This is a genomic window from Paralysiella testudinis (genome assembly GCF_016894345.1).
Lineage (GTDB): Bacteria > Pseudomonadota > Gammaproteobacteria > Burkholderiales > Neisseriaceae > Paralysiella > Paralysiella testudinis.
Genome location: NZ_CP069798.1, coordinates 2,154,448 through 2,178,627, shown reverse-complemented (window position 1 = coordinate 2,178,627; position 24,180 = coordinate 2,154,448). Strand labels below are relative to the sequence as shown.

The following is a 24,180-nucleotide window of genomic DNA, read 5'->3' as shown; positions in this document are numbered from 1 at the left end:
CTGAACGATTTTTATTATGGGGCGCTCAGGGCGGTTTAACGTGCCGGTTCGTCCATCCAGTCGACACGGTTCATTTTGCGCACCACCACGTATTCGTCGCGGTTGGAGCCGACGGTGCCGTAGTAGTTGAAGCCGTAGGCCAATTGGGCGTAGCCGCCGATCATGTGAGTGGGCTTCAGAATGGCGCGCGTTACCGAGTTGTGGATGCCGCCGCGTTTGCCGGAGGTTTCCGCACCGGGCACATTGACGATTTTTTCTTGTGCGTGGTACATCAAAATCATGGTTTCCGGAATCCGCTGGCTCACCACGGCGCGCGCGGCAATGGTGCCGTTGGCGTTGAACACTTCCACCCAGTCGTTATCCACAATGCCGGCTTTTTTGGCGTCGATTTCGCTAATCCACACATTGGGGCCGCCGCGGAACAGCGTGAGCATGCGCAAGTTGTCGCTATAGGTGCTGTGGATGCCCCATTTTTGGTGCGGGGTGAGGAAATTGAGCGTGATTTCCGGGTTGCCGTTGTGGTGTTTGCCAAGCATTTTTTCGGTGGTTTTGAAGTTCACCGCCGGGCGGTACACGCACAGGCTCTCGCCAAACGAGCGCATCCACAGGTGATCTTGGTAGAACTGCTGGCGGCCGGTGAGGGTACGCCACGGGATAAGTTCGTGTACATTGGTGTAGCCGGCGTTGTAGCTCACTTCTTCGCTCTCGATGCCCGACCAAATGGGCGAGGAGATAATTTTGCGCGGCTGCGCCACCACATCGCGGAAGCGGATTTGGGTATGCTCGGAAGCTTCAGCCAAATGCTTGTGTTCGCGGCCGGTGGCTTTGCTCAGCGCTTCCCATGCTTTCACGGCAACGTGGCCGTTGGTTTCGGGGGCGAGGGTAAGAATCATCTCGGCCGCATCAATGGCGGTGTCGAGCTTGGGCTGGCCTTTGCCGGCACCGTCGGCACGCACGCCGTTGAGTTTGCGCAGCAATTCCACTTCATGGCCGGTTTGCCATGCCAAGCCTTTGCCGTTGTTGTTGATTTTTTCCAGCAAGGGGCCGATGCTGGTGAATTTTTCGTAAATCAGTCCGTAATCGCGCTCTACCACGCTCATGGCGGGCATGGTTTTGCCCGGAATCGGGTCGCATTCGCCGTGTTTCCAGTCTTTCGGGTCGAAAGGCTGGCCCATTTCCTGCGGGCTGTCGTGCATCAGCGGGGTGAGCACGATGTCTTTGCGCACGCCGATGTAATCAGCGGCAATTTCGCTGAATTTCTTGGCAATACCTTTGTAGATTTCCCAGTCGGTTTTGCTTTCCCATAAGGGGTCTACCGCCGCGGTGAGCGGGTGGATAAACGGGTGCATGTCGGACGTGTTTAAGTCGTCTTTTTCATACCAAGTGGCGGTGGGCAGCACCACATCGCCATAAAGGCAGGTGGTAGACATGCGGAAATCGAGCACGGTGAGCAAATCGAGCTTGCCTTCGGCTGCCGGGCGCACTTTGATTTCAGACGGCGTGATGCAGTCTTCTTCTTCGCTGAACACGGCGTTTTGGGTGCCGAGCAGGTATTTGAGGAAATATTCGTGGCCTTTGGCGGAAGAGCCGAGCAGATTAGAGCGCCACACAAACAGGTTACGCGGGAAGTTTTGCGGGTTGTCCGGGTCATTACACGCCATATCGAGGCTGCCGGATTTAAGGCCGTTTACCACATAATCGGCCGGGCTCATGCCCGCGGCTTCGGCTTGATCCACCACATCGAGCGGGTTGGCGCTCAATTGCGGTGCACTGGGCAGCCAGCCCATGCGCTCGGCTTTGGCGTTGTAGTCGATCATGCTCAATTGCGCCATTTCGCCGTGGGCATTGGGGGCGAGAATTTCTTCTGCCGCCACTTTTTCATGCCGCCATTGGCTGGTGTGGGCATAAAAGAATGAAGTGCCGTTCATTTGGCGCGGCGGGCGGTGCCAGTCGAGCGCGAAGGTGAGCGGCGCCCAGCCGCTTTGCGGGCGCAGTTTTTCCTGGCCCACATAGTGGCACCAGCCGCCGCCGGATTTGCCGATGCTGCCGCACAACATCAGCATATTGATGATGCCGCGGTAGGCCATGTCCATGTGATACCAGTGATTCAGCCCAGCGCCCACAATCACCATGCTGCGGCCTTCGGTGTCGTGTGCGTTTTGGGCGAATTCGCGTGCCACTTGAATCACTTGCGCCGGGTTTACGCCGGTGTGGGCTTGCTGCCAGGCGGGGGTGTAGGGTTTGTCGTCGTCGTAAGAGCTGGCGCAGTTTTCATCATTGAAGCCGCGCTCGATGCCGTAGTTGGCGGCCATCAAGTCGAACACGGTGGCCACAAGGGTGGTGCTGCCGTCGGCCAGGGTGATGCGTTTGGCCGGCACTTTCCGGTAAACCAATTCGTCTTTTTCGGCGGCAAAGTAAGAGAAGGCCACTTGCACCACTTCATCGTGTGAATCTTTCAGGCTCAACAGCGATTCGGTGGCTTCGCCTTGGGCGCGGGTTTCCAGATTCCATTTTTGGCTGCCGTCCCAGCGGAAGCCTACCGAGCCGTTGGGCACGGCAAGGCTGCCTGAAAGGCTGTTCCATACCAAGGTTTTCCATTCGGTGTTGTCGGTTTCGCCCAAGCCGTCTTTGATGTCGGAAGCGCGCAGGAAGTATTTCGGCTCAAAGCCTGCGCCGTCTTCATGCAGGCGCACCAGCATGGGCATGTCGGTGTAGCGGCGGATGTAGTCGGTGAAATAAGGCGAAGGATTATCGAGGTGGAATTCCTTCATAATCACATGGCCCATGGCCATCGCCAGCGCGGCATCGGTGCCTTGCTTGGGTGCGAGCCAAATATCGCCGAATTTGGCCATTTCGCCAAAGTCGCTCGATACGGCCACGGTTTTGGTGCCTTTGTAGCGCACTTCGGTGTAGAAGTGAGCGTCGGGCGTGCGCGTCATCGGCACGTTGGAGCCCCACACCATCAGATAATTGCTGTTGTACCAGTCGGCACTTTCGGCCACGTCGGTTTGCTCGCCCCAGATTTGCGGGCTGGCGGGCGGCAAGTCGCAATACCAGTCGTAAAACGACAGCGGCACGCCGCCAATCAAGCCCAGATAGCGGGCACCGGAAGCATAGCTCACCATCGACATCGCCGGAATCGGCGAGAAGCCGATGACGCGGTCGGGGCCGTAGTTTTTCACTGTGTAGGCATTGGCCGCGGCGATGATTTCGTTGGCTTCATCCCAGTTGGCGCGCACAAAGCCGCCCAAGCCGCGCTGGGTTTTGTAGGATTTGGCACGGGCTTCGTCTTCCACGATATAGGCCCAAGCCTCGGTGGGCGACATGGTTTTGCGCGCTTCGCGCCACATTTTGGCCAGCACGCCGCGCATCATTGGGTATTTCACACGCTGGGCGGAATACACATACCAGCTATAAGAAGCGCCACGCGGGCAGCCGCGCGGCTCGTGGTTGGGCAAATCGGGGCGGGTGCGCGGGTAGTCGGTCTGCTGGGTTTCCCACGTAATCAGGCCGTTTTTGACGTACACTTTCCAGCTGCAAGAGCCGGTGCAGTTCACGCCGTGAGTGGAGCGCACCACGCGGTCGTGTTGCCAACGGCTGCGGTAGGCGTTTTCCCATTGGCGGTCTTCTTCGGTGAGTACACCGTGACCATTGGCAAAAGCCTCATGTTTTTGTTGGAAAAATTTTAGTCTGTCTAGGAAATGGCTCATGGTGTCCCTCACTGGTGGTGACTGCCCGGCTTGTTAACACAACAACCGGCGCCCGTTCTGGCGCCCGTTCGGCAAACCGCTGCGGCTGCATGGTTTGTGAACGGGCAAAACCCTTTTTCAATGCCTAGCAGCTTAAAGCAAAGCACGGGGCAACCATATGCCCCAAACAGCGCAAAGCCGCCGCGCAAAGTAGGTGGCACAGGCTGCCTGAACGGTGGACATGGCTTAGTTCTTTAGCATTAGAAGGGATTGATAAATCCGTGGGAAGACACAGGCAATAACGGCAATGTGCGAATACATACAGCCATTGCTTGCCATCGAAATAGCCGCTATAATGCGCGTCTTTCGTTGTTCCACTTCACGGAGAGGTGGATGAGTGGTTGAAGTCGCACGCCTGGAAAGCGTGTATACGTTTATAGCGTATCGAGGGTTCGAATCCCTTCCTCTCCGCCAGATGCTAAACCCAAACTGTTTCGGTTTGGGTTTTTTTGTATTTGTGGTTGGGATTTTTATTGGTTTGATTGAATAATGGCCGGTGATGCGGTCGTTTATGGATACAAATTATGGATACAAACGGATTTAATCAATAATATGTTGCCGTTAGTGTTGCGCTAATGAAGCTTTTACCACTTTAACATAGCCGTGGTCGTGATGCAGGATATGGCTGAACAGCCAAACTTCCAGCATTTTCAGCAATTCGTCCGTAGTGTCCACCCCCATTTCGTGTCGGGCTTGCATTTGGCTCACTTTATCTACAAAACGGCGGTGTATGGCTTTGTGCTGTTCAATCAGCGGATAGCCAGCACCTTCCAGCATCGCTTCTTCACCGGCAAAGTGTTGCACTGTGTAATCCACCAGCTGCCCGATAATAACGCCGGTATTGCTTTTGTCTTGTTGTTGCTGCGCTTAATGCAAGGCATTAATGTATTCAACGATTTGCTTGTGTTGATCATCAATGGTTTCAATGCCGGTAGCCAGATCAGAAGTCCACTCCAAAAAACGCATAGCTACTACCTCTTTAGTGTTTGTATAAACTTTAAGAAATGAAATTAAAACATGGGTTTATTTAAATAAATTATAGCCCAATATTTGCGGGTAAATAGCCGTGCCATAAAGCTTATGAAAACCCTGTTATTTTAACTTCGGCTCAATTATATGTGTATGCCATTTGGGATAAACGGGCTTTAATATATATCAAGAAATACAAATATGTTTTGTCTTTCGGCGTGCTGGTGGTCTATACCGTTTCAGGTAGCATGGGTTTGTAAGTCGGCCAGCTCTTCGGGGCGTAAAACGCGGATGCCGTCGCCTTCTGGGCTGTGGGTGAGGCCGTGGATTTCTTTGTCGTCGTGGCCACTGTACATTTTGGCCAAAAATTCGCCGATTTCAGTGCTGATGATTTGGCCGGGCACCAGCACGGGGATGCCGGGCGGGTAGGGCACGATTTGGTCGCAGCATACGCGCCCGGCCAGTGCGGGGTTGAATTTGCCGTTGCGGGTTAGGGGCAGGCGTTCGCCTTGGCAATAAAAGGCGTCGCGCGGCAGGCAGGCGAGGGCGGAGAAATGCGGTACAGTGAGGCTGGGGGCGAGCAGGCGGGTTTTGCGTTTCGGTTTTTCCTGATCCAAGGTGGTGAGGGCGTGGATTAAGCGCATGGCTTTTTCGGCGGTGGTGCCGATGGTAACCAAGGTGCTCACGGTGGCGAAAGTGGATTTCTCCACTTGGATATTGAAGCGCTCATACAGAATATGCTGAATCTGGTTACCGGAGAAGCCGCTGGCGCGGGTGTCGATGGTGATTTTGGTGGGATCCAGGCGCACATTGTCGCGGCGAATTTCGGCGGGCATCAGCTCGTCTAGCTGCAATACTTTAAAGTGGTGCAGGGCGTTGATGTGTTTGCGCAGCAGGGCGGCCAATTCCAAGGCACCGCTCAAGAGACCGTAGCCTTCCATCACCATTTGCTGGCGTGCTACATCCAGGCTGGCGATGATGCTGTATTGCGGGCTGGTGGAGGCGTGCATATTGAAGGTTTCGCGCAGCAGGTGGCTGTCGTGGCCGGGGTTGTTTACATGCACCATGCTGGCTTGAGAAAAGGCGGACATGGTTTTGTGGGTGCTTTGGGTAACGTAGTCGGCGCCCAGCTCCAGCGCGGTGGGACGAAAGGCGGGATGAAAGCGGGCAAAGCCGTACCAAGCTTCGTCGATTATCACCTTGATGCCGTGGTCATGGGCTGCCTGAATAATCGGCTTGAGGTCGTAGCACATGCCGTCGTAGGTGCTGCTGGTGAGAATCAGTGCGCGTGCGTGTGGGTTGGCCTCGATGGCCTGCAACACGGTTTTTTGCGGCACGAGGCCAAACAGCCCCAGTGCTTTGTTGATACTGCTGTCCAGATATACCGGTCGCGCACCCGACAAAATTACGCCGTGGTGCACCGATTTGTGGCAATTGCGATCCAGCAGCAAAGTGTCGCCGGGGGTGAGCAAGCTTTGCAGAATGACTTTATTGGCGGTGGAAGAGCCGTTGGTGGCAAAGTAGGTGTGGCGTGCCCCAAAGGCTTGGGCGGCCAAATCTTGCGCTTCGGCAATCACGCCTTCGGGGTGCAGCAGCGAATCAAGGCTTTGCACCGACACCGACAAATCGGCCTGCCACATGCTCTGGCCGACAAAATGATAGAAATCGCTGCCCCAGGCGCTTTGGCGCAAAGAGTCGCCATTGGAGTGGCCGGGGGTGTGCCAAGAGTCGGGCTTTTTGTCGACATAGTTTTTGAGGGCGGAATAAAACGGGGTGAGTGCTTTTTGCTGCAAATCGGCGGCGATGGCGGCCACCACGGCGGCGGCATCGCGGCGCGGGGTATCGAGTAGGCGTGCGCTAGGGCAGAACACCTGCTTGCTGCCGCCTTCGTCCCATAAATACAGCGGCACTTCGGCACGCCATTGGCCGCTGTTCACGGCTTCTTGCATGGTTTTCAGCTGTTTTTGGGTGAGCTTGGCCGCATCGAGCAACACCGCTTGGGTGCGGGCATCGTGCATGCCGTTTTCCCATTCGTCGAAGCGGAAGTTGTCGAACACCAGCATCATCGGTGCGGCCACTTGCATTTGGTCTTTGAGTTGGCTGATGCCGTCTTTGGACAGCACCATTACGCTGCACAATGCACTCATGGTTTCTCCTTAAGATTGTGTGTTGGCTGCCGTTATAATGAATTAAATTTGAACCAATACCGCGTTGGCTCGCCTTGCCGTACTATCTGTACTGTCTGCGGCTCGCCGTCTTGTCTTGATTCAAATTTAATCCACTATATTATTGGTTTTCGGCATTTAATTAAGGCTGCCTGAAAACAGGGCGGCTAGTTTGCCCGTTGCAGCCGCCACATTTGATAATCCCGCAAGGGCGGCATGGGCGGGTTGATGCAATGCGGGCACACGCCGGTGAAGTCTTCGTCGTCGTCATCTTGATGCAGCGCATTGGGATCGAAGCGGCTTTGCTGCAATACCGCCTGCGCCAATGCCTGCGCCTGCACTACATCAAACTCAAACTGTTGCAGAATTTCCGCCAGCAACGCTTGCTCCGGCTGGCTGAAGCCGGCGTTGGTGCGCTCAATTAGGCCGATGTAATCGGGGTTGCTGATTTTGTGTTGCAATAAGACGGTGAGATTCATGGTGTGTGGCCGAATGGGTTTTATTATTCGGCGGAACTATAGCACAGAGAGCCTGAAACACAGGGAATCCGATTTGCTGTTGTGCACAAAAAAGCGCACAATAGCAACCCTGTTGCCGCTGGGCAGCCCCACCTAATTTATCCGGTTTTTTGATTGATGAAACCCACACAACTGAAGCCCGAAACCTTGGCCATCCGTGGCGCTAAGTCGCAAACCGAATACCGCGAACACAATAACGCCCTGTTTTTAACCAGCAGCTTTATGTTCGACAGTGCGGCCGATGGTGCGGCGTTGTTTGCCAAAACCAAGGCCGGCTATACCTATTCGCGCACAGCCAACCCCACCGTGGCCGCATTTCAGGCGCGGGTGGCTCAGCTGGAAGGCGGCGAAGCCGGTATTGCCACCGCCACCGGCATGGCAGCGATTCAGGCAGCCTTGCTCACCTTCTTAAGCGCGGGCGACCATTTGATTACCAGCCGCAGCCTGTTTGGCACCACGGCCGGGCTGATTAGCGGCCACATCAGCCGCTTCGGCATCGACATCAGTTTTGTGTCGCAAACCGACACCGCCGAATGGGCCGCCGCCATCCGCCCGAACACCAAAATGCTGTTTTTGGAAACACCGTCGAATCCTTTAGGCGAAGTGGCCGATGTGGCGGCGCTGGCCGAATTGGCGCACCGTCACGGCGCTTTGCTGGCGGTAGACAACTGCTTTTGCTCTGCCGCCGTGCAGCAGCCATTGAAATTGGGCGCGGATTTGTCGATTCAATCCGCCACCAAAGGCATCGACGGCCAAGGAAGGGTATTGGGCGGCGTGGTGTGCGGCAAGGCCGACTTAGTCAACCAGATTGCGCTGTATGTGAATTCCGCTGGCTTGAGCTTGGCGCCGTTTAATGCTTGGGTATTGCTGGGCGGCTGCGAAACCCTGTTTGTGCGCATGGCCGCCCAAAGCGCCAACGCACTGGCCTTGGCGCAATGGTTGCAAACCCAGCCGCAAGTGTTGCGCGTGTTTTACGCCGGGCTGCCCGAGCACCCGCAAGCGGCCTTGATTGCGCAACAGCAAAGCAGCGGCGGTACCGTGCTGGCGTTGGAAGTGGCGGGCGGACAAGACGCTGCTTGGCAGGTGATTGATGCGGTGCAGGTGTTGTCGAAAACCGCCAATTTCGGCGATGTAAAATCCACCATCACCCACCCGTGGACCACCACCCACGGGCGCATGAGTGCCGAAGACAAATTGGCCGCCGGCATTACCCCGGGCTTGATTCGTGTGTCGGTGGGGCTGGAACACCTCGACGATATACGTGCCGACTTGGCTGCCGCATTGGCTTTGCTGTAAAGCGGTTTGATGCAATAGGCATTATTAACCAAAGGCTGCCTGAAAGGTTTCAGGCAGCCTTTTAGTCGAATAAAATAAAGCCATTCAATATTTTAAGGACACAAACACATGCACACACAGCCCAAAATAAGCACCCCACTGGCGGTGTTGCTGGTGTTGGCGGTGGTGCTGATGGCGGCCAATTTGCGTGCGCCGATTATTGCGTTGGGGCCGGTGGTGTATTTTGTGCAGCAAGACTTGGGCATTTCGGCTTCACTGATGGGCTTGGTTACCAGCCTGCCGGTGCTGTGTTTTGCGCTGTTTTCGCCCTTGGCACCGCCTTTGGCACGCCGGTTTGGCGTGGACGAAGTCTTGATTGGCGCCTTGTTGCTGCTGCTGGTGGGGCTGGGCTTGCGTTCGCTGTGGCTCAGCGCTGCCGGGCTGCTGTTGGGCACGGTGTTGTTGTCGATGGCCATTGCGATGGGCAATGTGCTGCTGCCCGGCGTGGTGAAGTTGAATTTCCCGCTGCGGGTGGGGCTGATGACCGGGCTGTTTTCGGCAGTGATGTCCTTAAGCGCGGGGCTGGCTTCGGGCGTGGCGGTGCCGTTGGCGCAGCGGCAAGGCTGGCCGCTGGCGCTGGGGGTGTGGGCTTGGGTGGCTTTGCCCACATTGGCGGTGTGGCTGGCGGTGCGCTTTTACCGTGGCCGCCAAACCTTGCGCATACCGCACTCGGCCACGGCGGCACCCGTGCCGGTGCGGGTGTGGCGCAGCCGTTTGGCATGGAGCATCAGCCTGTTTATGGGGCTACAATCGCTGATGTATTACACCTTGGCCAGCTGGCTGCCTGCCATTTTAATCGGCAAGGGTATTACGCCCACCGATGCGGGCTGGTATGGCTCGATCTTGCAATGGGTGGGGCTGCCGGCGGTGTTTGCGGTAACCATGTTGGCCGAAAAAATGGCCAACCAGCAGCCCTTGGCGCTGACGATGGCGCTGTTCAATTTTATCGGTGTGTTGGGGATTTGGTGGCTGCCCGGCGGCTGGATGTGGTTGTGCGTGGCGCTGGTGGGCGTGGGCGCGGCAGGGGTGTTTTCGCTCAGCCTGATGTTTTTTAATCTGCGCACCGATAATGCCATTGAAGCGGCGCGTTTGTCGGCCATGGCGCAATCGGTGGGCTATCTGGTGGCCGCCGCCGGGCCTTTGGGGGCGGGGATATTGTTTGACCTTACCCACTCTTGGCATGCGCCGCTGACGGTATTATCGCTGCTGTTGCTGTTAAAATGCGGTTTTGGCTGGTATAGCGCGCAGCCGCTCACTTTACGGCAAAGCCAACAGAATTTGTAAAGGAACAACCATGGATGAAGCACAATTTGCCAGCTGGGCAATGAAAATCTGCCTGAGCATTCTGATTATTTTTCTGGGCTTTATTGTTTGGGATTTGGGCAAAAAATCGCAGGCGGGCAAGTTTGGCACCGCGATTTTGTTTTTGGTGTTGGGCTTGGGTGTGACCGGATTTTTGTTTAAAGAAGCCTTAATCAGCTTGATTATGCATTTTAAGTAATGAATAAGGCTGCCTGAAAGCATTAAACCCGCTATGGCTGAATCCAGCTCGGCAACAACCGGGTTTTATTTCAGGCAGCCTTAACACCTTGGTGTGCCTATTTGCCGTTAATTTATCCCACGCCATCTTGGCTTGCCGCCGATGGCGCAAACACAGTAAGATGCGCCACCCGCCTTGCTCATAAAGCCCGCCCTATGCTGCGCTACATCCTCAAACGTCTGCTGCTGCTGATCCCCACTTTGCTGGGGATTTTGGCCATTACCTTTGCGGTAATCCAATTTGTGCCCGGCGGGCCGGTGGAGCAGATGGTAGCGCAGCTAAGCAATAATCAGGCCGGGGCGGAGAGCAGCGGTGGCGGCAGTGTGGGCTGGCAAAAGGGCGGCCATTTAGGTGCGGACGAGATTGCCGAGCTCAACAAGCTCTACGGCTTCGACAAGCCGCCCTTGCAGCGCTTTGGCGATATGCTGTGGCGTTTTGCCCGTTTTGACTTGGGCGACAGCTTTTTCCACCACCAAAGTGTGGGGCAATTGATTATTGATAAATTGCCGGTGTCGATAAGCCTGGGCTGGTGGACGTTTCTGCTCACTTATCTGATTTGCATTCCCTTGGGCATTGCCAAAGCGGTGTACGACGGCTCGCGCTTCGATGCCGCCAGCAGCCTGCTGATTTTGGTGGGCTATGCCATTCCGCCGTTTGTGTTGGGATTGGTATTGCTGGTGTTGTTTGGCGGCGGCAGCTTCTGGGCGGTGTTTCCGCTGGGCGGCCTCACCAGCGACAATTGGGCCGATTTGAGCCTGGGGCAGAAAATCACCGACTACCTCTGGCACATGGCCTTGCCGATTACCGCCATGGTGGCGGGCAATCTGGCGGTGATGACGGTGCTCACCAAAAACGTGTTTTTGGAAGAAATCCGCCGCCAATATGTGTATACCGCCCGCGCCAAAGGGCTGCCTGAACGGCAGATTTTGTTGAAACACGTGTTTCGCAATGCGCTGATTCCGCTGATTACCGGTTTTCCGGCGGCGTTTATCGGCGCTTTTTTCACCGGCAGCCTGCTGATTGAAACCCTGTTTTCGCTCGACGGCTTGGGGCTGTTGTCTTACCAAGCGGTGATTAAGCGCGATTATCCGGTGGTGATGGGCACGCTGTATGTGTTTACCTTGCTGGGGTTGTTGGCCAAATTGCTGTCGGATTTATCCTATATGTGGATAGACCCGCGCATTCACTTTGATGGGCAAGAGCGATGAGCCGCGCCACCGACAGCTTGTGGCAACGCGCGCGAGCGCGTTTCAGGCAGCATAAACGGGCGCTGTGGAGTGCGCGCGTGTTGCTGCTGCTGTTTGCCCTGTCGCTGCTGGCGCCGCTGTGGAGCAACGACAAACCGCTGTGGCTGCACTATCAGGGGCAGTCTTATTTTCCGCTGTTCAATACCTATTATGAAACCGATTTTGGCGGCGACTTTGCTACCCCCGCCGATTATCTCGACCCCTATCTGCGCCAATTGCTCAGCGAAAACGGCAACCGCATGCTGATGCCGCCCAATCCCTACGGCCCCAATACCCTCAACGACTTCGACACCGCGCCGTTTCCGGCCGCCCCCAATGCCCAGCACTGGCTCGGCACCGACGACCGCGGCCGCGATATTTTGGCGCGGCTGGTATACGGTTTTCGCGATTCGCTGCTGTTTGCGCTGGCGCTCACTGCAGTGGCCACCGCCATCGGCATTGTGGTGGGCGCGGTGCAAGGCTATTTCGGCGGGCGGGTAGACCTGGTTACGCAGCGTTTTCTGGAAATTTGGGGCGGGCTGCCGGAATTGTATTTGCTGATTATTTTGTCGTCGTTTTTCAACCCCAGCTTATTGTTGTTGCTATTGCTGCTGTCGCTGTTTGGCTGGATGGGCTTGTCGGACTATGTGCGTGCCGAATTCCTCAAAAACCGGCAAATGGACTATGTGCTGGCGGCCAAAAGCATGGGCGTGCCCAACCGCGCGATTATGTGGCGGCATATTCTGCCCAACAGCCTCACGCCGGTGTTGGCGTTTTTGCCGTTCCGCATTTCCGGCGCGGTGTTGGCGCTCACCAGCTTGGACTTTCTGGGCTTGGGCGTGCCCGCCAGCCAAGCCAGCTTGGGCGAATTGCTGGCGCAAGGCAAAGACAATCTGGACGCGTGGTGGATTGGTTTATCCGCCTTTGCCGTGCTCACCACCATGCTGCTGCTGTTGATTTTTATCGGCGAAGGGCTGCGCCAGGCGCTGGATGCGCGGCAGGAGGCAGATAATGGCTGATGTATTGGCTATCCGCGGCCTGAATGCCTTTTTCGGCCGCCGGCAAGTGCTGTGTGAGGTGGACTTGCGCATCCGTGCTGGTGAAAAACACGCCTTAATCGGCGAGAGCGGTAGCGGCAAAACCGTGTTGGCGCAAGGCGTAATGCAGCTCAACCCCGATGTGTGCCTTTCAGGCAGCCTGCAATTTAACGACCAAGAATTATTGGGCGCATCGGCACGCCAATTACAGCGCCTGCGCGGGCGCGAAATCGGCATGGTGTTTCAAGAGCCGATGACGGCGCTCAACCCGATTATGCCGGTGGGGCGGCAAATTGCCGAAGTATTCACCCTGCATCTGGGCTTGCCCAAAGCCGCCGCTTGGCAGCAAGCCGTGGCGCTATTGGCTGAAATGGGGATGCAAGACGCCGCCGCCAAAGCCGCTGCCCATCCGTTTCAGCTCTCCGGCGGCCAGCGCCAGCGGGCCATGATTGCCATGGCGATTGCCGCCGAGCCGAAACTGCTGATTGCCGACGAACCCACCACCGCGCTGGATGTGGCGGTACAGGCGCAAATCCTCGATTTGCTTAACCGCCTGCAACGCGAGCGGCAGATGGCCATGCTCTACATTAGCCATGACTTAAACTTGGTGCGCCGCTTTGCCGATGAAGTTACCGTATTGCAGCAAGGGCGCGTGGTGGAGCAAGGCAGCGCCGCCGCAGTATTTAACGCACCGCAGCATCCCTATACCCGCCTATTGTTGAATGCGCGCCCGCAACGGCGCGTGCAAACGCTGCCTGAAACCGCCACCACCGTGCTTGAAGCGCGCCAAATGGGCGTGAAAGTGGCGCAGGCACAGGGCTTTTGGCGCCGCCGCCACCTCGAATTATTACAGCCCTTGGATTTTCAACTGCAAGCGGGCGAAACTGTAGGCATTATCGGCGAGAGCGGCAGCGGCAAAACCACGCTGGCCAAAGCGCTGATGCACTTGCTGCCCGCTTCAGGCAGCCTGTATTTAAACCGAGAGCCATGGCAGCCGGCCTTGCGCCGCCAAATGCAAATGGTGTTTCAAGACCCGTTTGGCGCGCTTAATCCGCGGCTGAGTATTTTTGAAATCGTGGCCGAAGCCTTGCGCGTGTACGAGCCGGGCCTGAGCTTGGCCGAGCAGCAAAACCGCGTGTGCGCCGCCTTGCGCGATGTGGGGCTGCCTGAAGACATTTTGGCACGCCATCCACATGCTTTTTCCGGCGGCCAGCGCCAACGCATTGCCATTGCCCGTGCCCTGATTGTGCGCCCGCAAGTGCTGGTATTAGACGAGCCCACCAGCGCATTGGATGTGCAATGGCAACAGCAAATTCTGGCCTTGCTGGCCGATTTGCAGGCGCAATACGGCTTAAGCTATGTGTTAATCAGCCACGATTTGGCGGTAATCCGCGCCTTGGCGCACCGCGTGCTGGTGCTCAAAGACGGCGCCGTGATGGAAGCGGGCGATTGCGAAACCGTGTTTGCCGCACCCAATGCTGCTTATACGCAAAAGCTATTACAGCACAGTTTGGCTTGAAATTTGGCCGATATGGCCGTATCTTAGCGTGGTCAAAACCACCACCCACACAAAAAAGGAAACCGACATGAGCAGTGATTTAATTGTCCACGCCACCGACGCCACTTTCGAGAAAGAAGTTTTGCAAGCCGATGTACCGGTATTGCTCGACTTTTGGGCACCGTGGTGCGGCCCTTGCAAAATGATTGCCCCGATTTTGGACGATGTGGCCGCCGAATACCAAGGCCGCTTGAAAATCGTGAAAATCAACATCGACGAAAACGAACAAACCCCCGCCCAATTCGGCGTGCGCGGCATTCCCACGCTGATGGTGTTTAAAGGTGGCGAAAACGTGGCCACCAAAGTAGGCGCCTTGGCCAAAGGCCAGCTGGTGGCCTTTGTGGATGCCTCGATTTAAGCCTTGATTAAAGCGCTTTATACCCAGCCCCGGCCATTGTAAATATGGCCGGGGTTTGGTTTGTGGGTGCTTAGGTAATACCCGTATCGTAAATAGCGCGCATGATTATGCTTTCCAAGTCTAAATTTTTTATTTCTAACATTGGAGAAAAGCCATGGAAGCCAAGCTAAAAGCTTATCTGGATCAATTTTATGCCGACAATTGTGCGCATGATGCAGCGCAAACGGAACGCATAGCCTGTTGGCGCAACCTGCATCCCGATAGTGCCACATTACTGGCCTTGCTGGTACGGGCGAAACAGGCGCGCAAGGTGCTGGAAATAGGCACTTCCAATGGTTATGCCACTTTATGGTTGGCCGATGCGGTGCGTGATACCGGCGGCTTGTTACATACCTTGGAAATTGATAAAGCGCGTCAAAAAGTGGCCAAACAGCATGTGGATGAGGCCGGGTTTGCTGATGATGTACGGATGGAAGTGTGTGATGCGGGCGAATTTTTGCGCACATATCCGAAATATTACGATGTGGTACTGCTCGATGCTGACCGCAGCCAATATACTGCGTATTGGCCGGATTTACAGCGTCTCCTCGCCAAGCCCGGCAGCTTGCTGGTGGTGGACAATGTATTATCACATGCGAACGAAGTGCGGGACTTTATCACCCAAGTTGAGGCGGATAAGAATTTCAGTAGTACCGTATTGGATATTGGCTCAGGATTATTGTTGGCGACCCGTACTTAAGGTTGTTTGCAATATTAAAAAACCTTGCGGGTAGCTACGGTTAGGCAGCACGCCGTAACGGTATGCATATCAAAAAAATCAAGCTGATGCATACTGTTCAAAGGCTGCCTGAAACCCATTACGCGCATGACTGCTTATTTTTTAGTGTTTGGGCTTTTCAATACCGCCGGTGTCAACACGGCTTTAAGCTTGGCTTGCACTTGACCTTCGGCATCAAACCATAACTCAAACCACCAAAAACCGCTTTTTTTCACCGACCAATAAGCCGCAGGTTGCCCGTCGCCATTGAGCAGCCAAGCGCACAATTGGCCGATCCACGGCTGGTGCCCCACCCACACCAGCGTGGCATCCGGCGCTAGCCGGCGCAATAAGTCGGCCAAAGCCGGCGCCTGGGCATCGGGATTGAGGGCGGGAATAATCTCAAAATCGGGCGGTAAATGGGCGGCGGTTTGTTGGCTGCGTGCCGCGGCAGATGCCCATACGCGGTATTGCGGCGGCAATTGTGCTGCCAACCAAGCGGCACTGCTGCGTGCTTGCTGTTGGCCTTTGGCAGTGAGTTGACGTGCTAAATCATCGTGGCCGTCTTCGGCTTCGGCATGGCGCCATAGAATCAAATCCATCATGTGCTCCGTTTTGAGTTTGGCAGAAATATAGTGGATTAAATTTGAACCAATACTGCGTTGGCTCGCCTTGCCGTACTATCTGTACTGTCTACGGCTCAGCTCAAAGAGAACGATTTACTAGGGTGCTGAAGCACCAAGTAAATCAGTCCCGCCTTGTCTTGATTCAAATTTAATCCACTATAGTACTTAAATAGGCTGCCTGAAAGCCCGCGGTTTATGCAGGGCTTATCCCGATGTGCAGAACAAGGTAGAATGGCGGCCTGATAAAATCCAAATCACGGCATGATTGCTGCGCTGCTGTAATAATATATTGAAAATATTTATTTTTTATGTGGGTGCTTTATGTACGGCGCCGGTGAAATGGTTACACAATAATGGCGAATATAATGACTGAATCTGCCCAATGGCACAAGCATTTGCCAAGCGCATGGGTGCATGAAAATCCGGCCTTGGCGGCGCTGATGCAAGCCGAATCGCTGACGGCGGCTTTAAAGGCACTGGCGGCGCCGTTTTCGGTGCGGCTATTGCATTTGGGTGCGGTGGCTTGGCAGCCGCACGAAGCCGGGTTTATCGAGCTGGCAGCGGCCACGCCCTTGCATGGGCGTGAAGTATTGCTGTGCTTGGATGACGTGCCGGTGGTGTGGGCGCGCAGTGTGTGTGCCGCCGCTTCGCCGCAATGGCGCGATTTACTCGATTGCGGCACCCAGCCTTTGGGTGCGCGCTTGTTTGGCCACGACTTGCCTTTGCAGCGCACGGCATTTGAATATGCGCCCATCGCCAACCCGCAGCCGGGCGCTGCCGAGACGGTGTGGATGCGTCGCTCGGCGTTTGATTGGCAGGGCGAAAAATTATATTTGGGCGAGGCGTTTTTGCCGGCATTGGCCGGATTTTTAACATCATCCCAATCGGTTTGATGAATAGGAAAATCATATTGGACAATAAACCTATTGATGAGCTGCATACCGCCGCCAGCGTGTGGGCGCATGTGCGCGACCGCTTGTCGGTGTATGGCCAACTAATGCGGCTGGAAAAACCGGTGGGCACGCTGTTGCTGCTGTGGCCCACGCTGTGGGCTTTGTGGATTGCCGCCGATGGCCGCCCGCCGTTGAGCGTATTGCTGGCCTTTGTGATGGGCACGTTTTTGATGCGCAGCGCTGGCTGTGTGGTCAACGATTTTGCCGACCGCAAAATTGACGGCGCGGTAGAGCGCACCCGCCTGCGCCCTTTTGCCACCGGCCGCGTAAGCAGCACCGAGGCGTTGTTGCTCACGCTGATTTTGTGCCTTTTGGCGGGGCTGTGCCTATTGCCGCTGAACACGCTGACCTGGCTGATGAGTTTGCCGGCATTGTTTTTGGCGATAACTTATCCCTTTACCAAGCGTTTTTTACCGCTGCCGCAGTTTTATCTGGGCTTGGCGTTTTCGTTTGGTATCCCCATGGCGTTTGCGGCGGTGCAAAACCAAGTACCGCCACTGGCATGGCTGATTTTTGTTGCCAATGTGTTTTGGACGCTGGCTTACGACACCATTTATGCCATGGTGGATAAAGAAGACGATTTAAAAATCAACATTAAAACCTCGGCGATTACCTTTGGCCAGCATGATGTGGCGGCGGTGATGTTTTGCCATACCTGGTTTACATTGCTGATGGGCTTGGTGGGCTGGCTGATTGGTGCTGCTTGGCCGTATTGGCTGGCGCTGCTGTTGGTGGTGTATGGGCAATACTGCCAATACCGCATCATTGCCCAGCGCGACCGCTGGCAGTGTTTCCACGCTTTTTTAAGCAATAACCGTATTGGCTTTGCCCTGTTTGCCGGTTTGGTGCTGCATTATGCTTGGGCTGCCTGAAACCACAAGGTTTGAATGTAAAGCCGCCGCTTTGGGTGGTAAAGTGTTTGAGCTTAAGCCCGCCCAGCGTTACAATTTGCGCTGTTTTGCCGTTGGATGCCCATTTGTGTTTACACTGTTGATGTCAATCAAATGGGCATTTTGCATTAGGTTTTTCAATTTCAGAGGGTGGTTATGAGCCTGATTGGTGATATTTTGCCGTTGTCGCACATTGTGTTGGATTTGGATGTGGGCAGCAAAAAGCGCATTTTCGAACAGGCAGGGTTGCTGCTGGAAAATGAGGCAGGGCTTGGCCGTGCCGATGTGTTCGAGTGTTTGTTTGCGCGTGAAAAGCTGGGTACCACCGGCTTAGGCCAAGGTGTGGCGATTCCGCATGGGCGCCATGCGGCGGTGAAAAAAACCGTGGGTGCGTTTATCCGTGTGAAAGAACCGGTGTCGTTTGATGCACCCGACGGCAAGCCGGTATCGTTGGTGTTTGTATTGCTGGTGCCGGAAAATGCTTCAGGCAGCCATTTGGAAGTGCTGTCTGAGCTGGCGGAGAAGTTTTCGGTAAAAAGCGTGCGCGAAGCCTTAATGGCGGTGCAAACCCCGGCAGAAGCCCACGCCATTCTCACCGCCGAATAAAGCGGGACAACGCCCATGCCCAGCATCTCCGTGCGCCGCCTGTATCAAGACAATCAAACCAAGCTGCAATTGGCGTGGTCCGCCGGTACCGCCGGTGCCGACAACCGCATCAGTGTGGATGCCGACAAGCCGGTGCTGGCGCTGGTGGGGCATTTGAATTTTATCCACCCCAACCAAGTGCAGGTATTGGGGGTGGCCGAGGTGGAATACCTCAACAAAATGGAATCGGGTGAGGTTAAGGCCAGCTTTGACGAATTGTTTGAGCTCACCATGGCACTGGTGGTGGTGGCCAACGATTTGCCGGTGCCGTATATGCTGCGCGACTATTGCCACACCCACAGTGTGCCGCTGTTAACTTCCAAAGCCGAAAGCCCGTTTTTGATGGACGTGCTGCGCATTTATTTGCAGCGGGTGCTGGCCACTTCCACAGTGAAGCACGGCGTGTTTCTGGATGTATTTGAAGTGGGCGTGTTGATTACCGGCCAATCGGGGCTGGGCAAAAGCGAGTTGGCGCTGGAGCTGATTTCACGCGGGCATGGCTTGGTGGCCGACGATGCGGTGGAGCTGTACCGCACCGGCCCGGAAACCCTAGAAGGCCGCTGCCCGCCAATGCTGCGCGATTTTCTGGAGGTGCGTGGCCTTGGCGTACTCAATATCCGTGCCATTTTCGGCGAAACCGCCGTGCGGCCGAAAAAACCGCTCAAGCTGATTATCAATCTGGTGATGGCCAACGATGATTATATGCAAAGCTTGGATCGTTTAAGCATTCAGAGCGAAACCCAAACCATACTCAATGTGGCCATCCGCAGCGTTACCCTGCCGGTGGCGGTGGGGCGCAACTTGGCGGTGTTGGTGGAAGCGGCGGTGCGCAATTATATTTTGCAGATGCGCGGCAAAGACAGCACCAAAGAATTTTTAGAGCGCCATCAGGCGGTATTGAAAGAGGATGCGGGCAACCATGAGGATAGTTTTGATTAGTGGGGTTTCCGGCTCGGGAAAATCCATTGCATTGAAATTGCTTGAAGATGTGGGCTTTGTGTGTGTCGACAATCTGCCGCTGCCCATGGTGCCGGACTTGATTGGCCGCTACGCCGCCGATGCCGGCATTACCCAAATCGGCGTGAGCGTGGACATACGCTCACGTTTTCGTTTGGACGACATTGCCGAGCTGATTGAGCGCTTGCGCCGCCAAGGCCACCGCGTAGACGTTCTGTTTTTGGACACCAACGACGACGTACTGCTGCGGCGCTTTTCCGAAACCCGCCGCTCCCATCCGCTGGCGGCGCAGCAGCTCACCCTGATGGAAAGCATCCGCGCTGAGCGCGAATGGCTGCGCCCCATCCGCTCCATCGCCTATGATTTGGACACCACCCGCTTAACCGCACCGCAATTGCGCCAGCGTGTGCGCACTTGGCTGGCATTGGACGAAACCCGCATGTTGGTGAGCCTCACTTCTTTTGGCTTTAAGCATGGTGCGCCCAATAATCTGGACTTTATGTTCGACGTGCGCAGCCTGCCCAACCCGTTTTACGACCCGGCGTTGCGGCCATTCACCGGCCTGGATCAGCCGATTATCGATTTTTTTGCCACCCAGCCGCAGGTAGCCGAAATGGCGGGCGATATCGGCGACTTTCTGTGCAAATGGCTGCCCAATATGGTGGCCGAAGGGCGCAGCTATGTAAACATCGGCATCGGCTGCACCGGCGGCCAGCACCGTTCGGTGTATGTGGTTGAGGCGCTGGCACGCCGTTTGAGCGGCTATGCCTTGCTGGTGCGCCATAGCCAACTGGCGCAAGAAGATTAAGAGCCTGCTGCCGTGCTATAATCCGGCAGCCGCAATCAAGCCGGTTTTCAGGCAGCCTAAGGCTGCCTGAAAACGTTTTGCATTATAGTGGATTAAATTTGAATCAAGATAAGGCGGGCCAACGCAGTATTGGTTCAAATTTAATTTACTAAATCATTATTTATTTCTAGCAAGGGTTACACCAACTATGGCCATCCAATGGTATCCGGGCCACATGCACAAGGCCAAAAAAGCCATTACCGAGCGCCTGAAAAGCGTGGATATGGTGATTGAAGTGCTGGATGCGCGCCTGCCTGCTTCCAGCGAAAACCCGCTGCTGGCCAAGCTCTCGGCCGACAAACCCAAGCTGAAAATCCTGAATAAACAAGACTTGGCCGATGCCGAGCGCACCGAAACCTGGCTGGCCGAGTTTCAGAGCCGCGCCAACACCAATGCCATTGCACTGGATGCTTCCGATCGCAGCGCGGCGGCCAAAATGATTGAAGCCTGCCGCAAATTGGTGCCGCACCGCAAAGGCATTGACAAACCCTTGCGCGTGCTGATTTGCGGCATTCCCAATGTGGGCAAATCCACGCTGATTAACGGCATGTTGGGCAAAAAATCGGCCAAAACCGGCAATGAGCCGGGCATCACCAAGGCCGAGCAGCGCTTGTTTTTGGCCGATGATTTCTGGCTCTACGACACCCCGGGGATGCTGTGGCCGAAAATCATTGTGGAAGAAAGCGGCTACAACCTAGCCGCCAGCGGTGCCGTGGGGCGCAATGCGCTGGATGAAGAAGTGGTGGCGCTGGAATTACTCGATTATCTGCGCCGCCATTATCTGCCGCAGCTGCAAGCGCGTTATCAGGCCGATAAAGACGCCAGCAGCCATTGGCGCGACGACGAATGGCTGGAGTGGATAGGTAAAAAACGCGGTGCATTGCTGCCCGGCGGGCGAATCAACCACCAAAAAGCCGCCGAGAACACGCTCACCGATTTTCGCGACGGCCAAATTGGCCGCATTACTTTGGAAACCCCACATCAGTGGGAAATCTGGCTGAAAAAAGCCCGCCAAAACGAAGCGGCATTAAAAGCTGAGCGTGAAGCGAAAAAAGCGGCACGCAAAGGTTGAAAAATAATGGATAAATCTAAACAGGGTTATGTTTATGTTTTATCTTCGGTAAATTGTGACTCTATTAAAATTGGCGGCACAAATTATCCACCTATTAAGCGTATTAAAGAAATCAATAGCACGCTGCCTTATAAAAATTTAGGGCGTTGGCAATTGGCTGATTTTAGGCAAGTTACCGATTGGCGAGCAGTTGAATATCAACTGCATTATTGTTTTAGAAGCAAGCTCAATACCCGGCAACCCAATCAAAAAGAGCTGTTTTATTTATCCGTTAAAGAAGCAATAGATGCTCTAAATAATGTTGATGATGCTTTTATCATTTATAAGCCTAAAGTGGATAGAATGTTTCATGACGAGCATTTTTGCCATTATTTAAAAGAGTTATTTGTTTTTTCAGGAATAACACATTGGTTGGAGTATCAAGGTGCTTGGACGTTTGTGTTATTTCCTGCGACAGAAGGAGGCAGGTATTTCACATTAAATATCGGTTCTCATGAAGTTGCATTTAGTACTTTAGAAAAAAGAGGAAATCTTTCTATTCATATGATTTTAATGGATAAATTGATTTTGGAATTTTTTGAGGTACGTGAATGGTTAAAGCAACACAATGGCTTTGTAAATGATAGCCATTACCAAACTGCGTTGCCCAGAGCTGTGTTGGTGTTTTTTGAAGGAAACTTTGAAATAGCGCAGCATTTTTTACGATTGGAAGGGGTGCGGCGTGCATTAATTGCTTATTGGCATGATGCTTTGTTCGGATTAAAAGACAATGGGAAAATGAGTGTATACGCTCGTTTTCATAACTATAACGCGGTTGCTAAATTAAATGAATTGATTAAAGAATAATTTAATTTTTCATTTATAAATAAAATATTGATTATATGAAGTTATTTATTTATTTAACGCTCAGTTTATTTCTTGCGGCTTGTGCAAGTGCTCAGAATACCCAAACCATTCAGATTTACAAACTGGATGGTGCCCGCCAATGCGAAGGCGAGGGCATCTCGGTGGCCGCCATGCAGGCTGAGCTGGTGGGCATTCGCGTGCACGCGGCCGAAAAAAGCCATTTGCCTGATGTAATGTTCCCCGCCGTGTGCGGCGGCGGCACCGGCAGCATCAATGTGTACACCATTGATGCGCAACAACGCCGCCAAGCCGAGCAACGCGGCTTTGCGCTATTGCCTGCTGCAGCAACCCCTTAAGCCGATGAACACGCCTTTAACCGTTTTGCCTGCCGATGCCGTGATTGAAGCGGCATTGCTCACCCAAGCCGAGCCTTTAAGCGAACGCGCTTTGCGCCAATTGTTTGACCCGCCCTTGTCGGCGGATAAATTGATTGATGTGCTGGCGGCCATCAAGCTGCGTTGGCATGAGCGTGCCTTGTGCTTGGTGCACACCCACGAAGGCTGGCGCTTTCAGGTAGCCCCGGCTGCGGTAGTGCAGCTGGGCAGCTTAAATGAACAGCGCACGCCGCGCTATTCGCGTGCGGTAATGGAAACGCTGGCGATTATTGCCTATCAGCAGCCGGTAACGCGCAGCGATATCGAAGCCATCCGCGGCGTGGCCGTGTCCAGCAATGTGATGCAAACCTTGCAGGAGCGCGGCTGGATTGAGGTAATCGGCCAGCGCGACACCTTAGGCCGCCCCAGTTTGTGGGCCACTACCGCCGCTTTTTTAAGCGATTTGCAATTGGACAGCTTGCAACAATTGCCCCCTTTAACCGAATTGGGCGAACTGGTTTTGCCCGATTTGCTTGTGCCTGCCGCCGATACAGTGGAATAAAGAATGAAGTGATACAAGGCAGCGAGCCGCAGGCAGTACAGGTAGTACGACCAGGCGAGCTAACGCTGTAGCACTTCATTATTTATTCCACGATATGGCCGCAGAAGAACCCGCCGACGATATGTCAGGAGCTGTAAATGAAACCGAATAAACCCATCACCAAACGCCAGCAACGCGACGGCGTGGCTGCCAAACCCAAAGCCGCCAAACCACGCAGCGGTGCCGCTAAAGAAGGCGCTAAAAGCAGTAGTGCGCCTGCACCCAAAGTGCGTGTGGCACGTGCCAAAAAGCTGGTGGTGCGCGGCCCCAATCAGCAAATTCAAGAGCGTGCACGCAACCTGAAAGAAAAGCGCATCGACATCGACAGCTTCGAGCCGGTGCGCCTGCAAAAAGCGCTGGCCGCTTCCGGCGTGGGCTCGCGCCGTGAAATGGAAGAGTGGATTGCCCAAGGCATGGTGAAGGTAAATGGCAAAGTGGCGCAATTGGGAGATAAAGTGAGCCCCGACGACCAAGTGCAGGTGAAAGGCCAGGCCGTAAAATTGAAATGGCCGGACCGCCTGCCGCGCGTATTGCTGTATTACAAGCAAGAAGGCGAAATCGTGAGCCGTGACGACCCGCAAGGGCGAGTGAGCATTTTCGACCGTTTGCCGCAAACCGCCAGCAGCCGCTGGGTGGCCATCGGGCGGCTCGACATCAATACCAGCGGGCTGATTATCCTCACCACTTCAGGCGAATTGGTAAACCGCTTTGCCCACCCGAGCTTTGAAGTAGAGCGCGAATATGCGGTGCGGGTGCTGGGTGAATTGGGGGATGAGCAGCGTGCTTTATTGCTGGATGGCGTGCAGTTGGAAGACGGCGTGGCCAAAGTAGAGCGCATTTGGGAGCAGGGCGGTGAAGGGGCCAATAAGTGGTATAACGTGATTATCAAAGAAGGCCGCAACCGCGAAGTGCGCCGCCTGTTTGAAAGCCAAGGTCTTACAGTAAGCCGTTTGGTACGCATCCGCTTCGGCCCGGTGGGCTTGCCCGCACGCTTAAAACGTGGCCAGTTTTATGAGCTGAACCAGTTTGAAGTGGCCAATATTATGCGCTGGGCCGATTTGCCGGTGCCGGGCGATCGGCGCCGCTAAAGCGGCTTGCGGGCGCTTGTGTGTATCAATCCGGTGATGAGTTTGCCCGCCGCCAAATTTAATATAAAT

Annotated in this window: 22 protein-coding genes, 1 tRNA gene and 1 pseudogene; 19 read left to right on the top strand and 5 right to left on the bottom strand. The window is 54.8% G+C overall.

What is annotated here, in order from left to right:
• Positions 1-35 precede the first annotated feature (35 nt).
• Positions 36-3,710, bottom strand: coding sequence for a nitrate reductase subunit alpha (locus tag JQU52_RS11185; protein ID WP_230338564.1), 3,675 nt, complete (start codon positions 3,708-3,710; stop codon positions 36-38).
• Between the two features lie 362 nt (positions 3,711-4,072).
• Between JQU52_RS11185 and JQU52_RS11180 the strand changes: the two genes are divergently transcribed.
• Positions 4,073-4,163 (top strand) — tRNA-Ser (locus JQU52_RS11180).
• A 147-nt stretch (positions 4,164-4,310) separates the two neighbouring features.
• On the opposite strand, the pseudogene JQU52_RS11175 reads toward JQU52_RS11180, so the two are convergent.
• The 3 genes and pseudogenes from JQU52_RS11175 to JQU52_RS11165 form a co-directional block, all read right to left on the bottom strand.
• Positions 4,311-4,604: pseudogene (locus tag JQU52_RS11175) on the bottom strand (bacteriohemerythrin); the annotation flags it as partial.
• A gap of 353 nt (positions 4,605-4,957) precedes the next feature.
• Positions 4,958-6,865 (bottom strand): aminotransferase class I/II-fold pyridoxal phosphate-dependent enzyme, encoded by a 1,908-nt coding sequence (locus JQU52_RS11170; protein ID WP_230338562.1) that lies wholly within the window; start codon positions 6,863-6,865, stop codon positions 4,958-4,960.
• 185 nt (positions 6,866-7,050) lie between these two features.
• Positions 7,051-7,362, bottom strand: coding sequence for a hypothetical protein (locus tag JQU52_RS11165; protein ID WP_230338561.1), 312 nt, complete (start codon positions 7,360-7,362; stop codon positions 7,051-7,053).
• A gap of 156 nt (positions 7,363-7,518) precedes the next feature.
• Between JQU52_RS11165 and JQU52_RS11160 the strand changes: the two genes are divergently transcribed.
• The 8 genes from JQU52_RS11160 to JQU52_RS11125 all read left to right on the top strand — a co-directional run bounded on the left by JQU52_RS11160 (position 7,519) and on the right by JQU52_RS11125 (position 15,194).
• Positions 7,519-8,697: an O-succinylhomoserine sulfhydrylase gene (locus JQU52_RS11160; protein WP_230338560.1), complete on the top strand. Its 1,179-nt coding sequence runs from the start codon at positions 7,519-7,521 to the stop codon at positions 8,695-8,697.
• Positions 8,698-8,805: 108 nt separating this feature from the next.
• Positions 8,806-10,020, top strand: a complete 1,215-nt coding sequence (locus JQU52_RS11155; protein ID WP_230338559.1) for a CynX/NimT family MFS transporter — start codon at positions 8,806-8,808, stop codon at positions 10,018-10,020.
• A gap of 10 nt (positions 10,021-10,030) precedes the next feature.
• Positions 10,031-10,237 carry a DUF2788 domain-containing protein gene (locus JQU52_RS11150; protein WP_230338558.1) on the top strand — a complete coding sequence of 69 codons (207 nt, stop codon included), beginning with the start codon at positions 10,031-10,033 and terminating at the stop codon, positions 10,235-10,237.
• Between the two features lie 194 nt (positions 10,238-10,431).
• Positions 10,432-11,484 carry an ABC transporter permease subunit gene (locus JQU52_RS11145; protein WP_230338557.1) on the top strand — a complete coding sequence of 351 codons (1,053 nt, stop codon included), beginning with the start codon at positions 10,432-10,434 and terminating at the stop codon, positions 11,482-11,484.
• Entirely contained in the window at positions 11,481-12,521 is a 1,041-nt protein-coding gene (locus JQU52_RS11140; protein WP_230338556.1) for an ABC transporter permease, read from the top strand. The genes JQU52_RS11145 and JQU52_RS11140 overlap by 4 nt, the downstream gene beginning before the upstream one ends.
• Positions 12,514-14,058 carry an ABC transporter ATP-binding protein gene (locus JQU52_RS11135; protein WP_230338555.1) on the top strand — a complete coding sequence of 515 codons (1,545 nt, stop codon included), beginning with the start codon at positions 12,514-12,516 and terminating at the stop codon, positions 14,056-14,058. Before JQU52_RS11140 ends, JQU52_RS11135 begins: the two co-directional genes overlap by 8 nt.
• Positions 14,015-14,455 (top strand): thioredoxin TrxA, encoded by a 441-nt coding sequence (gene trxA / locus JQU52_RS11130; RefSeq protein ID WP_328300446.1) that lies wholly within the window; start codon positions 14,015-14,017, stop codon positions 14,453-14,455. The genes JQU52_RS11135 and trxA overlap by 44 nt, the downstream gene beginning before the upstream one ends.
• Before the next feature lie 154 nt (positions 14,456-14,609).
• Positions 14,610-15,194, top strand: a complete 585-nt coding sequence (locus JQU52_RS11125) for an O-methyltransferase (protein ID WP_230338553.1) — start codon at positions 14,610-14,612, stop codon at positions 15,192-15,194.
• A 134-nt stretch (positions 15,195-15,328) separates the two neighbouring features.
• Here JQU52_RS11125 and JQU52_RS11120 read toward each other — a convergent pair whose 3' ends face one another.
• The gene (locus tag JQU52_RS11120; RefSeq protein WP_230338552.1) at positions 15,329-15,817 is read right to left on the bottom strand and encodes a SixA phosphatase family protein; all 489 of its coding nucleotides are present in this window, start codon (positions 15,815-15,817) and stop codon (positions 15,329-15,331) included.
• A 386-nt stretch (positions 15,818-16,203) separates the two neighbouring features.
• On the opposite strand from JQU52_RS11120, the gene JQU52_RS11115 reads away from it, so the two are divergent.
• The 10 genes from JQU52_RS11115 (at position 16,204) to JQU52_RS11070 (ending at position 24,111) form a co-directional block, all read left to right on the top strand.
• Complete coding sequence (locus JQU52_RS11115) at positions 16,204-16,731, top strand: chorismate--pyruvate lyase family protein (protein ID WP_230338551.1); 528 nt, start codon at positions 16,204-16,206, stop codon at positions 16,729-16,731.
• Between the two features lie 41 nt (positions 16,732-16,772).
• Positions 16,773-17,663 carry a 4-hydroxybenzoate octaprenyltransferase gene (gene ubiA, locus JQU52_RS11110; RefSeq protein WP_230340571.1) on the top strand — a complete coding sequence of 297 codons (891 nt, stop codon included), beginning with the start codon at positions 16,773-16,775 and terminating at the stop codon, positions 17,661-17,663.
• Between the two features lie 174 nt (positions 17,664-17,837).
• Positions 17,838-18,287, top strand: a complete 450-nt coding sequence (ptsN, locus tag JQU52_RS11105) for a PTS IIA-like nitrogen regulatory protein PtsN (protein ID WP_230338550.1) — start codon at positions 17,838-17,840, stop codon at positions 18,285-18,287.
• A gap of 15 nt (positions 18,288-18,302) precedes the next feature.
• On the top strand, positions 18,303-19,265 hold the full coding sequence (gene hprK / locus JQU52_RS11100) for an HPr(Ser) kinase/phosphatase (RefSeq protein ID WP_230338549.1): 963 nt from the start codon (positions 18,303-18,305) through the stop codon (positions 19,263-19,265).
• A complete protein-coding gene (gene rapZ, locus JQU52_RS11095) occupies positions 19,246-20,091 on the top strand; it encodes an RNase adapter RapZ (protein ID WP_230338548.1) in 846 nt (281 codons plus the stop codon). The genes hprK and rapZ overlap by 20 nt, the downstream gene beginning before the upstream one ends.
• Before the next feature lie 187 nt (positions 20,092-20,278).
• Positions 20,279-21,202, top strand: a complete 924-nt coding sequence (ylqF, locus tag JQU52_RS11090) for a ribosome biogenesis GTPase YlqF (RefSeq protein ID WP_230338547.1) — start codon at positions 20,279-20,281, stop codon at positions 21,200-21,202.
• A gap of 6 nt (positions 21,203-21,208) precedes the next feature.
• Entirely contained in the window at positions 21,209-22,048 is an 840-nt protein-coding gene (locus JQU52_RS11085) for a GIY-YIG nuclease family protein (RefSeq protein WP_230338546.1), read from the top strand.
• A 35-nt stretch (positions 22,049-22,083) separates the two neighbouring features.
• The gene (locus JQU52_RS11080; protein WP_230338545.1) at positions 22,084-22,404 is read left to right on the top strand and encodes a hypothetical protein; all 321 of its coding nucleotides are present in this window, start codon (positions 22,084-22,086) and stop codon (positions 22,402-22,404) included.
• 4 nt (positions 22,405-22,408) lie between these two features.
• On the top strand, positions 22,409-22,984 hold the full coding sequence (scpB, locus tag JQU52_RS11075) for an SMC-Scp complex subunit ScpB (RefSeq protein WP_230338544.1): 576 nt from the start codon (positions 22,409-22,411) through the stop codon (positions 22,982-22,984).
• A 137-nt stretch (positions 22,985-23,121) separates the two neighbouring features.
• Positions 23,122-24,111 carry a pseudouridine synthase gene (locus JQU52_RS11070; RefSeq protein WP_230338543.1) on the top strand — a complete coding sequence of 330 codons (990 nt, stop codon included), beginning with the start codon at positions 23,122-23,124 and terminating at the stop codon, positions 24,109-24,111.
• The last annotated feature ends 69 nt before the right edge of the window (positions 24,112-24,180 follow it).